The sequence below is a fragment of the Paraburkholderia sp. EG286B genome (assembly GCF_040965655.1).
Taxonomy (GTDB): Bacteria; Pseudomonadota; Gammaproteobacteria; order Burkholderiales; family Burkholderiaceae; genus Paraburkholderia.
The window spans coordinates 360128-372688 of sequence record NZ_JBFRCF010000005.1 but is presented as its reverse complement, the minus strand read 5'-3'; the positions used below and the strand labels follow the sequence as shown (position 1 = coordinate 372688).

Below are 12561 nucleotides of genomic sequence, written 5' to 3'. Positions count from 1 at the left end.
GATTTCCGGTTGAAAGCGTAATACGCGCGCCAATGAGTCAGATCGAAAGAAGCGCAATGACTAACGTCGAGCGCTCCCATCAAGGTCACTGTTCGACGGGAATCCAGGCCGCCGTCGCCGCGTCGCTGGCCCGGAATGCCGGGAATTTCGCCCCCAGCTCCGCGATGGTGTGGATATCGTTCTTCACCAGATCGTCGCGCGTGACGAGCGTGGGCTTCACGAGGATGTGGTGGTCGAGCGGCTGCCCGGCCACGTCGAGCGCCGCGGCGCGCACCGACACGGCGCCCACCACGGCGGGGTTGGTCGCCGCGGTGGCGACCCACGCGCTGTTCGGCGCGCGAATCGCCTCGATGTCGGCAGTCGAGATGTCCGCGCTGTAGATCCGCACCTTGCTCGCAACGTTCGATTCATTCGCCGCGAGATTGGCGCCGCGCGCAAATTCGTCATAGGGGGCAATGACCACGCGAATATCCGGATGCGCGCGGTAGGCGGCAGCCGCCTGATTGGCAACCGACTGCGCGATCGGATTGTCCACGGTGCCCCAGCGCGCCTTTTCCTGGATGCCGGGATGGTCGTGCTTGAACGTCTGCCAGACGGCGTCGCGCCGGTCGAGCGGCGCAAAGCCCGCTACGTACACATAGCCCGCGGAAAACGCGTTGCCATTGTCCTTGACGGCCTGGGCGAGCAGCAGCGAAGCGAGGTCACTATCGCTCTGCTCGATTTGCGGGACCTTCGGATTGGCCAGATTGACGTCGAAAGCGACGACCTTGATGCCCTTGTCGAGCGCCTGCTGCACGACATCCTTGAGCGACTCGGGCAAGCCGTGATTGACGATGATCGCCGACACGCCCAGATTGATGGCCTGCTGGATCTGGTCGCGCTGCTCTGCCGCATCCTGGCGCCCCTCGTAGATGCGCAGATCGATGCCTAGCGCCTTCGCCTGCTTCTGCGCGCCCGCCTCGTAGGCTTGGAAGAAGTCGCCCTCCGAAAGATAATTGACCAGCGCGACCTTCACGCCGCCTTTGTCGAACGGCGCCGGGGCGCCAGCCAGTGCGGCGGCCTCCGCCGTGAGCGTGCCGAACAGGCCCGCCGTGCAGAGCGCCAGTGCGCAGTTGCGAATGTGCCGTTGAATCGATGTCTTCATGACGTTCCCGTTTGTGCGATGGGGTTAGTTCCACGCGTGACGTGCCGGCTTGACGCCGTTGAGGTAGTAATTGCCAACAAGGTGATACTTCCAGCGCACCGGATCATGCAGCGTGTGCGTTCGTGCGTTGCGCCAATGGCGGTCGAGGTTGTGCACACCGAGCGTCGACTGCGTGCCGGCCAGTTCGAACAGCTTCTCGCCGGCCAGCAGCGCGACTTGTGTCGTGAGCACCTTCGCCTCCCCCACGGCGACCGAGGCGCGCGCCACGTCGTCCTCCGTCGTCTCGCCCTTTGCGGCGAGTTCGTCGAGCACACGCGCCGCACGCTCGAGCAAGGCCTCGGCGGCATGCAACTGGATATGCAGATTGCCGACCTCGCGGATCGTCAGGGGGTCGTCGCTTGCACGGTCGACGCCGCTATCGACCCACGGCCGCGAGCGCGAGCGCACGAACGCGAGCGTGTCTTCGATCGCCGCGCGGGCAATGCCTGCGTCGATGGCCGCCTGGATAATCTGCGAGAGCGGACCATTGAGCGTGGGCTGCTCCGACACGCGATGCGCGGGCAACACGAGCCTTGCCGGCACGCGCACGTTGGCAAGCGTCACGGTGCCGCTAGCTGTGGTGCGCTGACCGAAACCGGACCAGTCGTCCACCACGCTGAGCCCTTGCGTGCCGCGCGGAATATAAGCGAGCCAGCCCCTGCGGTCCTCGTCGAGCCCGAGTACGGGAACGTAATGCGCGAAGAGGGCGCCCGTCGAATAGAACTTGGTGCCGTCCACGACGTAGTGATTGCCGTCGCGGCGCACGCGCGTCTTCAGGTCGAGCACGTGTTTCGTGCCCTTTTCCGAGAAGCCGTTGCCAAAGCGCTTGCCGGCGAGGACTTCGCCGAACAGCTCGCGCTTCTGCTCATCGCTGCCGGTGAGCGTGATCACGTCGACGAGGCCGAAGTGATTTTGCGGCAGTTGCCCGAGCGACGGGTCCGCAGCCGAAATGATCTTGACTACCTCCGTGAGCGTGACGTTGGACACGCCAGCGCCGCCATACGCTTTGGGCACCGTGATACCCCACAGTCCCGAGCGCGAGAACCACTCGATCTCCTCGTGCGGCAGGCGCCGCTCGCTGTCGCGCTGCGCCGCGCCAACGGCCAGCCGCGCGGCCAGCTCCGTTGCGACCGCAATCGCTTCGCTATCCGTAGCAATCACGTGCGCGGCTTCCGTTAAGGGAGCGGCGCCCAGTGTCTCGCTGCCTGCCAGTGTCTCTGCCATGATTTGCTCCGCTCGACTAAATTGTGTAGTTTTGCCAACCGCAACATTGCCGGACGTCTGCCGGCCTCAGTTGCGCCCTTCCGCCCGGCGCCCGATGCTGAACGTGAACGCCAGCGCCACGACCAGCAATGCGCCCTTGATGAAGTCCTGCAGGTAATACGGCGCGTTGAGCATCGTGAGCCCATTGAGCAGCACGCCGACGAACACCGCGCCGATCACCGTGCCCGGCACATTGGGCCGCTTCGCGCCCCACACGGCGTAGCCAACCAGCGCGGCCGCCACCGCATCGAGAAGCAACGAATGCCCCGCGCTCACGTCGCCTCGCCCCACGCGCGCGGCGATCAGCAGTCCGCCGAGCGAGGCGATCGTCGCGGAAGCGACATAGGCCGCCAGCCGGTAGCGGGCCGTTGGCGCGCCGGCCAGCCGGGCCGCCGTCTCGTTGCCGCCGATCGCATAGACCACCCGGCCCCAGCGCGTGGAGCCCATAACGAATGAGACGAGCACGGTCAGCGCGAGCAGCACGATGACAGGCACCGGCACCACGTCGAAAAGGCGTGCGCGCCCTAGCGCGAGGAACGCATCGGGGAACGTGCCGCTCGCTTCGGTGCCGTCGGGCAGGATCGTGCCGGTCGCGAGCGAGCGGCCGCCGGTGGGAATCAGTTGCAGGCCCGCAAGCAGGAAGAGCGTGCCGAGCGTCGCGAGCTGGTCCGGGACATGCAGGCGCGTGATCAGCAACCCGTTGAAGAGCCCCGCCGCCACACCCAGCGCGAGACACGCGAGCACGGCTTCCCAGCCGCTGCCGTGCCAGACCACGAGCACATAGCTCGCGGCCATCTGCGCCGAGGCGGCGACGCTGCCCACGGAAAGATCGAAGCCGCCCGCGGCGAGCGTGATCGTCACGCCGATGCCGAGCAGCGCCACGATCGAGACGGCCTGCAAGATGCTGAACAGGTTCGCGACGTTCAGAAACGCGGGTTCGCGAACCGTGAAGATGACGCCGAGCGCGACGAGCACGAGCAGCAGCCCGCCGCGCTCGAGCGCGACGAAGAGGCTGTGCCGGCGCTGCCGGGTCGTGTCGCGCGTGGAAGACTCGTCGTCCGATGCTGCCGTGGGTGTGATGGATCTCATGAGTGGGCTGATAAGAGGGGTTCCGCTACGGCTGCGCGTTCGACTGTTCCGCGGTCGAACATGACGATGCGGTCGGCGACTTCATGCGCCTCTTCGAGGTCGCTGACGAAAACGAGCGTCGCGCGCGAAGCGGCTCGCTCGCGCAACGCGGCGGCGATATCGGCCCGAGCGCCCGCATCGACGCCCTGGAACGGCTCGTCGAGCAGCAGCAGCCGGGCCGGCTCGGCGTGCCAGCGCGCCAGCAGCACCTTCTGCTGATTGCCGCCCGAAAGCCGCGCGACGCGGTCGTCCGGACCCGAGCAGCGAATGCCGAATGTCTCGATGGCGTCTTGCGCCTGCGCGGCTTCGCGATCGCGCGGCAGGCCCACGCCGCGCTGCCAGCGGGACAGAAACGGAAAACTGATCGTGCCGGCGATCGATGCGAACGCAACGGTGTCGGGAAAGAGTGACGTGCGCCACCGGTCTTCGCCGGCGAGGAATACGCCCGCGCGGATCGCGTCGGTTGGCGCGCGCGGGGCCCAGGCGCTGCCGTAAAGGCGCATCTCGCCCTCAGCCGCGCGCAACGCGCCAAATATCACCTGGGCAAGCCTCGACTTCCCCGCACCGACCGGGCCGACGATTGCGACTATCTCGCCTTGCTGCACGTCGAGATCGAACGCAGCGCCATGCGCCGTGAGGCGCAGTCCACGCAGCCGCAATGCAGGTTCCGCGCCTGCCTGGCCCGTGCGTGGCAGGACTCGCGCCTGCGGCAGGGCGCGGCCGATCATCGCTTCCAGCGCCGCGTCAAAATCGATGGGCGCGTTCTGTTCGTCCACAATGCGGCCATCACGGAGCACCGCCACGCGCGAAGCCAGTCTTCGCAGGTCGCCGAGCCGATGCGAGACGAGCAGCACCGCCACGCCCTCCGCGCGCAAGTCATCCACTAGCGCATGGAGCCGTGCGGCCTCGCTCGTGGAAAGGCTGGCCGTGGGCTCGTCGAGAATCAGCAGCCGCGGGCGCGAAGCCAGCGCACGCGCGACCACCACGCGCTGCTGGCCGGCGAGAGAAAGCGAACCGAGCGGTGCCGTGAGATCGGCTTCGAGCCCCACGCGCGCGGCCAGCGCGGCTGCACGGGTGTAGCGGGAGGCGCGCGGCGTCCACCAGCGCGCTCCGCCGCCGCAAAGTTCGTCGAGCAGAAGATTGTCGGCAATGGACAGCGCAGGCACCACCGCGTCGGCAATGCTCTGATGCACGGTCGCCACGCCCAGACGCTTCGCCGCCTGGGGTGAACCCGGCGCATAGGCGTCCTCGCCGAGCGTGAGCGTGCCTTCGTCCTGCGCATTCACGCCGCTCAGGATCTTGACGAAGGTCGATTTCCCGGCGCCGTTCGCGCCCATCAGCGCAACGACCTCGCCGGCGCGGATGGAAAAATTCAGCCGCGACAACGCGAGCGTCGCGCCAAAACGCTTCGTGATCGAGTGGGCAGTCAGAATCGGAGCGGACATCGATGGGTTAGCCGGTTGGAGATCGCTAGCGGACACTGCTGCCCATCGTAGCGAGGCGGGGGAGAGAGCCCAACGAAGCGATGCTCATATTCATGCGTCCGCATTTGATAAGGCGCCCTACAGAAAGCGCCCTGACAGCAACAGGGCGTATCCGCTGCCGCAACAGCCGATTCGACGACATTGCGAAGAACGCGCCGGAGCAAATCGGGCAAGCCTATATCGATTCATCAATCCGTTATTGGAGCCGCTGCGCGCGGGTTTCTATACTTTTCTCCTTCGCTGCGTGGTGCGCATTCTCTCCACCCCCAACCGAGAAAAAACGCATGAATGTCTCCCGATCCCATGACGCGCTCTCGCAAGGCGCCGACTACGAAACCCTTGCCGCCCGCTTCCGCCCGATCTTCACGGAGATCGCCCGCGAAGCCGCCGAACGCGAGCGCTCGCGCACGCTGCCGCATGACGCGATTGCGGCGCTCAAGCAAGCGGGCTTCGGCGCCGTGCGCATTCCGGTGCGTGACGGTGGCGCGGGGGCTTCGATCGCACAGCTGGCGCAACTGCTCATCGAACTCGCTGCCGCGGACTCGAACCTGCCGCAGGCGCTGCGCGGCCACTTCGCCTTCGTCGAGGACTGGCTGAACGTGCCTGCCGGCGCGGACCAGCGTGCATGGTTCGATCGCTTCGTGAGCGGCCAGTTCGTCGGCAATGCGTGGACCGAGGCTGGCGACGTCGCGCTCGGCCAGATCGGCACGAAGGTCGCGCGCCGCGACGGCGGCTTCGTGCTCAACGGTTCGAAGTACTACAGCACCGGCAGCCTCTACGCGGACTGGATCGACGTGTTCGCGCAGCGCGAAGAAGACGGCAGCGACGTGATCGTGGCCGTCGCGACCGACCAGCCCGGCGTGCTTCGCGAGGACGACTGGGACGGCTTCGGCCAGACGACCACGGGCAGCGGCACCACGCTGTTCCGCGACGCCGCGGTCGAGGGCCGCAACATCATCGACTTCAGCCGCCGCTTCAAATATCAGACCGCGTTCTATCAGCTCTTTCACGTCGCCACGCTCGCAGGAATTGCCGAGGCAGCGAGGCGCGACGCCGCCACCCTCGTGCGCAGCCGCAAGCGTATCTACAGTCACGGCAATGCGCCGCGCGTGAGTGACGACGCGCAGATCCAGCAGGTGATCGGCGAGATCGCCTCGTGGGCCTATGGGGCAAAAGCGGTAGCGCTGCAGACTGGAGAAGCCGCACAGCGCGCCTACGAGGCGCGCTTCGAAGGTGACGACGAGGCCGAGCGCGCGGCAAACGTGGAAGCCGAAATCGCTTCGGCACAGGCCCAGATCGTCGCCTCCGAATTCGCACTGCGCGCGGCGACGCATCTGTTCGATGCGCTCGGCGCGTCTGCCATCCGCGCCGGCCACGCGCTCGACCGCCATTGGCGCAATGCACGCGCGGTGTCGTCGCACAATCCGCTCGTCTACAAGGCGAAGATCGTGGGCGACTGGACCATCAATGGCACCGAGCCGCCCTTTCTCTGGCAAATCGGCAACGGACCGGAACGCGGGAGCAAGTGAACATCATGAGCAAAACCATCCACCTGAACGCCTTTGAGATGAACTGCGTGGGCCACCAGTCGCCAGGCCTCTGGACCCACCCGCGCGATCGCTCGTGGCAGTACAAGGATCTCGATTACTGGACCGACCTCGCGAAGATACTCGAGCGTGGCGTTTTCGATGCGATCTTCATCGCGGACGTGATCGGCTATTACGACGTCTACAAGGGCAACAACTATCACGCGCTGCATCAGGCGGCGCAAATTCCCGTAAACGACCCCCTGCAACTGGCTGCGCCCATTGCCATGGTGACGTCGCATCTGGGCATCGGCATCACGGCGTCCACGAGCTTCGAGCACCCTTACACGTTCGCGCGCCGTCTCTCCACGGCCGACCATCACACGCAGGGGCGCCTTGCGTGGAACATCGTGACGTCGTATCTCGAGAGCGGCGCGAAGAATATCGGGCAAGGCGGCCTGCGCGACCACAACAACCGCTACGAAGTCGCGACGGAGTACGTCGAAGTGCTCTACAAGCTGTTCGAAGGAAGCTGGGAAGACGGCGCCGTGGTGCGCGACCGGGACCGGGGCGTGTTCACGCACCCCGAGAAAGTACACGAAATCGGCCACAAGGGAAAATACTTCGAAGTGCCAGGCTATCATCTTTGCGAGCCCTCTCCGCAGCGCACGCCGGTGCTGTTTCAGGCGGGCGCATCGGGTCCCGGCAAAACGTTCGCGGCGCAGCATGCCGAGTGTGTGTTCGTCGCGGCGCTCACGAAAAACCTGCTACGCGACTACGTGACGGATGTGCGCCGCCAGGCGGCGCTCGCCGGGCGCGACGCGAACAAGCTGCTGATCTACAACCTCGTCACCGTGATCGTCGACGAGACCGATGCCAAAGCACAGGCGCGCTTCGAGGAGTATCAGCGCCACGTCTCCTACGACGGCTCGCTCGTGTTCATGTCGGGCTGGACCGGCATCGACTTCGGACAGTACCTGCCCACCGACACGGTCAAGCGCGTGCAAACGAATGCGATCCACTCGGCCGTCGAACATCTCTCGGGCGGCGACACGACCTGGACCATCGAAGCGCTGGCGAAGTGGGGCGGCGTCGGCGGAATGGGGCCGGTATTCGTCGGCTCCCCCACGACGATTGCCGACATCCTCCAGGAGTGGGTCGAAGAGACCGGCGTGGACGGATTCAATCTGGCGTACGCGCTCGCGCATGAGACCTTCGAGCATGTCGTCGAGTACCTCGTGCCCGAGTTGCAGCGCCGCGGCGTGTATCCGCGCGACTACGCGCCGGGCACGTTGCGCGAAAAGCTCTTCGGCGGCGGCGCGCGCTTGCCTGACGAGCATCCGGCGGCGCGCTATCGCGACATCGAGCGAGTCAAGCGCGAATCGGCCCTGGAGACGGGCGAAGTGGTTCCCGCCCCGGCTGCGTAAATAAACATAAGCAACCCAAAACAAATGCGTTAGCCGCAAAGAGGCGCACTTCTTTACTCGTCGCATCGAGGGGCCGCGTACCCGCACGGCCTCCTCTTTCCTTGCGCCCATCCACAGGACATACCCATGACGACCTCGAATCAACGCACCGCCGACCACGCGATCGACCGACAGTTCCTCGACCGCTGGTCGCCGAGGGCCTTCACGGACGACACGCTGCCACAAGCCACGCTGCTCACGTTTCTCGACAGCCTGTCCGGCTGGAAGGCGCACGGACTGGCAGGAATCGAGCGCGAGCGGATTCGCTCTGAACTCGCGATACCGGACGACTATGCCATCGAAGCGGCCCTCGCGATCGGCCGCGCGGGCGACCCCGCACAGTTGAATGAGACGCTGCGCGCCCGCGAACTGCCGAACGGACGCCTGCCGTTGGCCGCGATTTCCGCGGAAGGCGCGTTCGCGTTCACCGAATGACCCCGATCGGCGCGCTCTGGCGCGCTGATCTCAGCTTTCCCGCGCGGCGCGTCCGTCGCTGCGACATATCCGTCGTTATATTCCACCAGAGCATATGCATAGCGAATGTGTCTGGTTTGCAGGCAGACACGCCGACCGTAGAATCCGTTGACTCACTGATGCCGCCAACGAAACTCTCATTACGAATATTTCAATCATGAAAGCCATCCGCTCCGCTCTTTTCGCCGCTCTGCTGTCGGTCGTCGCCGCGGCGCCGGCCCTCGCTGCCGACGAACTTGCGCAGGTCAAGTCGTCCGGTGTGTTCCGTGTCGGCACCGAAGGCACTTACGCGCCGTTCACCTACCATGACGAAACCGGCAAGCTGACCGGCTTCGACGTCGATATCGCCACGGCCATCGCACAGCGGCTTGGTGTGAAGCCGCAGTTCGTCGAAGGCAAATGGGACGGCCTGATCGCGGGCCTCGACGTCAACCGCTACGACGCCGTGATCAACGAGGTTTCGATCACCGACGCACGCAAGGCCAAGTACGATTTTTCAAAGCCGTATATCTCGACGCACGCCGTGCTGATCGTGCGCTCGGACAACACGACCATCCATTCCTTCGACGACCTGAAGGGCAAGAAGTCGGCCAACACGCTGACCAGCAACTTCGGCAAGCTCGCCGCGTCGCACGGTGCCGACGTCGTGCCGGTTCAAGGCTTCAACGAATCGATCGATCTGCTGACGTCGGGCCGCGTGGACGCCACCGTCAACGACGCGCTTTCGTTCCTCGACTTCCAGAAGCACAAGCCGGACGCGAAGCTCAAGATTGCCGCCATCGACGCGTCTTCCGCTGACGACCAGTCGGGCGTGCTGCTGCGCAAGGGCAACCCGGACCTGGTCGCGGCCGTCGACAAGGCGCTCGCCGATATCAAGGCCGACGGCACCTACGCGAAGATCTCGCAGAAGTATTTCGGCAAAGACGTTTCGCAGTAAGGCGGACTGAACGATGCCGGCATGGCTGCATTTGATGGCGCAATCGTTGTGGCCACTGCTCTACGCGGGACTGGTCTTTTCCGTCCCGCTCACGCTGGCTTCGTTTGCGATCGGCATGGCGCTCGCGTTCTGCGCGGCGCTCATTCGCCTCTTCGGGCAACGCTGGGCCGTCGCGGCCGTGCGTTTCTATATCTGGCTCTTTCGCGGCTCGCCGCTGCTCGTGCAGCTGTTCGTCATCTTCTACGGGCTGCCCAACGTGGGCATCGTGCTCGATCCGTTGACGGCAGCCATCATTGGTTTTTCACTCAATGTGGGCGCTTATAACGCGGAAGTCATTCGTGGCGTGATCGAATCGATTCCGCGCGGTCAGTGGGAAGCCGCCTATTCGATGAACATGACGCGCGCGCAGGCGCTGCGCCGCGCCATCCTGCCGCAAGCGATTCGCGTGGCGTTGCCCGCGCTCTCGAACTCGTTCATCTCGCTCGTGAAGGACACGTCCCTCGCGGCCGTGCTGACCGTGCCGGAAATCTTCCAGGCTGCACAACGCATCGCGGCCGTGACCTACGAACCCCTCATTCTCTATACCGAGGCCGCACTGATCTATCTCGTGTTCAGCTCGGTGCTCTCGCAGGCTCAAGGGCGTCTCGAAGCGCGCTATGGCCGCCATGCCCTGTTCCAGGCGGGGCGCTGATGATCCACATCGAGAAACTCCACAAGTCGTTCGGGGACCACGAGGTGCTCGCGGCCATCGACCTCACGCTCAAGGCCGGCAGCGTCACGGCACTGATCGGACCGTCCGGCAGCGGCAAGAGCACGCTGCTACGCTGCATCAATCTGCTCGAAGTGCCTGACTCCGGCACGCTGAGCGTGGGCGATGCCCGCCTCGAATTCAGCCGCGGCCGGCTGCTCTCCCACGCCGAAATCGCCTCGGTGCGCCGGCATACCGGCATGGTGTTCCAGAACTTCCAGTTGTTCCCGCACCTGAGCGTGATCGAGAACGTGATGGAAGGCCTCGTCACGGTCCTCAAATGGGAGAAGGAGCGAGCCCGTGAGCGCGCCGCCGCGCTGCTTGCGAAAGTGGGAATTGCCCAGAAGGCGCACGCATGGCCCTCCACGCTTTCGGGTGGCCAGCAGCAACGCGTGGCGATAGCGCGCGCACTCGCGCCCTCGCCCCAGGTGCTGCTCTGCGACGAGCCGACTTCGGCGCTCGACCCCGAACTCTCCGCGGAAGTGGTCGACGTGCTGCGGCAGCTTGCCCTCGAAGGCACGACCATGCTGATGGCGACGCATGATTTGCGGCTCGCGGCTTCCGTCGCGCACGACGCCGTTTTCCTCAAGGATGGCGCGATCGTCGAGGCCGGTCCGTCGCATGAACTCTTCGCACGCCCGCGCGATGCGCGCACGGCGCGCTTCGTCTCCACGCTCACGCAGGCGCTGCCATCGTTCTGAGCATAGGCAGGCGGCGTCGCCCGTCGCCGCCTGTTCATACTCCCTCAATGCACCTTGGGAAAACCGTGCCGCTCGGCGAGCCTCGATGGCGCCCGCTTCGCCCGCGCCGTCCATCACCGTGGTGTTTTCCTTGCCCACCTCGATGCGCTTGGCCTGGCCCAGCTCCTGGAGCGTGGCCTTGACGGCGTCGGCGAGCAGGTTCACGCCTTCGATGAGTTTGGTGCGGGCGAGATCGCCGAATACGATGTCTTTGGCTGCCATGATGACGTGCTCTTCTCGTGGAGGCGACCCAGGACGTCGGCTCGTTCGTGCAGCTGTCGGGCGTGCTCAAGCGCGTGGCCGCCAAGCTCTCGAAGACCTGCAATGACCTTCGCCTGCTTTCGAGCGGCCCGCGCGCAGGCCTTGGTGAAATCAATCTGCCGCCGGTGCAGGCGGGCTCCAGCATCATGCCGGGCAAGGTCAATCCGGTCATTCCGGAGGTGGTGAACCAGATCGCTTTCGAAGTCATCGGCAATGACGTGACGGTCAGCTTTGCCGCGGAGGCCGGTCAATTGCAGTTGAATGCGTTCGAGCCGGTCATCGCGCACAGCCTGTTCAAGAGCGTGGCGCACCTGCGTGCGGGATGCCTCACCCTGGCGTCGAGGTGTATCGACGGGATCACGGCCAATCGCGAGCGGCTTCGTTCGCTCGTCGAAAATTCCATCGGCATCGTGACTGCGCTGAACCCGTACATCGGCTATACGAATGCGACGCAGGTAGCCCAGGAAGCGCTCGTATCGGGAAGGAGCGTCGCCGAGAACGTCATCGAGAGAGGGTTGCTCACGCGGGCGCAACTCGAAGACATTCTCAAGCCCACGATGCTGACGCAGCCAAGGCATCACCTGCCGCTCGAGTAGTGACCGGCCGGCCACCGTATTGCTAATTGCGGCCTTGCGTACGGTAGAGTTCGTTGGCGCGCGTCAGATGAGCGCGCATCGCCGCCTCGGCGGCGTCGCCGTCACGGGCGGCGATCGCATCGACGATGCGTTGATGTTCGGTGAGCGTGAGTTCCTCGACGCCTGGCGCACGCACGAGCGGCTGGTAGTATTCGCCCGCCCAACGGAACAGCGACTCCACGATCGAGGGAAAAATCGGGTTGCCGCTGATCTTCGCAATTTCGCGGTGGAACGCCATGTCCCTCTCGATGAATTCCGCGAGATTGACCATGGACGCGCGATGCTGCGCCACGCTCAACTGAAGCCGTGCGACGTCTTCTTCCGTGGCCCGCTCGGCTGCCATGCGTGCGGTGCCGGTTTCGAGAAAGAGCCGGGCATGCTTGAGGTGCTCGAGCATGTCGGGCTGGGTGCGCAGCAGATGCAGCGCGCCGCCGGCAATCTGGGCAATCAGGCGATCAGCGGTCGGCACGACCACGCGGGCGCGCTCACCATGCACGATCTCGACGATGCCGGAACGCTCCAGCGCCTGCAGCGCTTCGCGCACCGCCGGCCGGCCGACGCCGTATATCTCCATCAGCTCGCGTTCGGACGGCAACTGCGCGCCGGGCGCGATCTCGCCCGCACGAATGCGTTCCATGAGCCGGTCGACGACTTCCTGGTATAGCTTGCGACGTGGAATGATCTCGCCCATTGCGGTGGTACTGTAAACGTCTGGT

Annotated in this window: 11 protein-coding genes and 1 pseudogene; 7 read left to right on the top strand and 5 right to left on the bottom strand. The window is 65.2% G+C overall.

The genetic code is table 11. From position 1 onward, the window contains the following. Nucleotides 1-85: 85 nt before the first annotated feature. The 4 genes from AB4Y42_RS13300 to AB4Y42_RS13285 form a co-directional block, all read right to left on the bottom strand. Nucleotides 86-1144, bottom strand: coding sequence for a substrate-binding domain-containing protein (locus AB4Y42_RS13300; protein ID WP_368689050.1), 1059 nt, complete (start codon nt 1142-1144; stop codon nt 86-88). Between the two features lie 24 nt (nt 1145-1168). Next, entirely contained in the window at nt 1169-2407 is a 1239-nt protein-coding gene (locus tag AB4Y42_RS13295; protein WP_368689049.1) for an SfnB family sulfur acquisition oxidoreductase, read from the bottom strand. Nucleotides 2408-2473: 66 nt separating this feature from the next. Then, a complete protein-coding gene (locus AB4Y42_RS13290; protein WP_368694439.1) occupies nt 2474-3535 on the bottom strand; it encodes an ABC transporter permease in 1062 nt (353 codons plus the stop codon). Further along, nucleotides 3532-5019 carry a sugar ABC transporter ATP-binding protein gene (locus AB4Y42_RS13285; RefSeq protein WP_368689047.1) on the bottom strand — a complete coding sequence of 496 codons (1488 nt, stop codon included), beginning with the start codon at nt 5017-5019 and terminating at the stop codon, nt 3532-3534. The genes AB4Y42_RS13290 and AB4Y42_RS13285 overlap by 4 nt, the downstream gene beginning before the upstream one ends. 323 nt (nt 5020-5342) lie before the next feature. Between AB4Y42_RS13285 and AB4Y42_RS13280 the strand changes: the two genes are divergently transcribed. From AB4Y42_RS13280 to AB4Y42_RS13250, 7 genes and pseudogenes are all read left to right on the top strand, one after another. Beyond that, a complete protein-coding gene (locus tag AB4Y42_RS13280; protein ID WP_368689046.1) occupies nt 5343-6587 on the top strand; it encodes an acyl-CoA dehydrogenase family protein in 1245 nt (414 codons plus the stop codon). A 5-nt stretch (nt 6588-6592) separates the two neighbouring features. Continuing rightward, nucleotides 6593-8011: an LLM class flavin-dependent oxidoreductase gene (locus AB4Y42_RS13275; RefSeq protein ID WP_368694438.1), complete on the top strand. Its 1419-nt coding sequence runs from the start codon at nt 6593-6595 to the stop codon at nt 8009-8011. A 126-nt stretch (nt 8012-8137) separates the two neighbouring features. Further along, a complete protein-coding gene (locus AB4Y42_RS13270) occupies nt 8138-8485 on the top strand; it encodes a hypothetical protein (RefSeq protein WP_368694437.1) in 348 nt (115 codons plus the stop codon). A 196-nt stretch (nt 8486-8681) separates the two neighbouring features. Then, nucleotides 8682-9461, top strand: coding sequence for an amino acid ABC transporter substrate-binding protein (locus AB4Y42_RS13265; RefSeq protein ID WP_368689043.1), 780 nt, complete (start codon nt 8682-8684; stop codon nt 9459-9461). A gap of 13 nt (nt 9462-9474) precedes the next feature. After that, entirely contained in the window at nt 9475-10152 is a 678-nt protein-coding gene (locus AB4Y42_RS13260) for an amino acid ABC transporter permease (RefSeq protein ID WP_342922916.1), read from the top strand. Then, nucleotides 10152-10910 (top strand): amino acid ABC transporter ATP-binding protein, encoded by a 759-nt coding sequence (locus AB4Y42_RS13255; RefSeq protein WP_368694436.1) that lies wholly within the window; start codon nt 10152-10154, stop codon nt 10908-10910. The genes AB4Y42_RS13260 and AB4Y42_RS13255 overlap by 1 nt, the downstream gene beginning before the upstream one ends. Nucleotides 10911-11185: 275 nt before the next feature. Continuing rightward, a pseudogene (locus AB4Y42_RS13250) lies at nt 11186-11806 on the top strand (lyase family protein); the annotation flags it as partial. 22 nt (nt 11807-11828) lie between these two features. On the opposite strand, the gene AB4Y42_RS13245 reads toward AB4Y42_RS13250, so the two are convergent. Beyond that, the gene (locus tag AB4Y42_RS13245; protein WP_069266474.1) at nt 11829-12536 is read right to left on the bottom strand and encodes a transcriptional regulator NanR; all 708 of its coding nucleotides are present in this window, start codon (nt 12534-12536) and stop codon (nt 11829-11831) included. Nucleotides 12537-12561 lie beyond the last annotated feature (25 nt).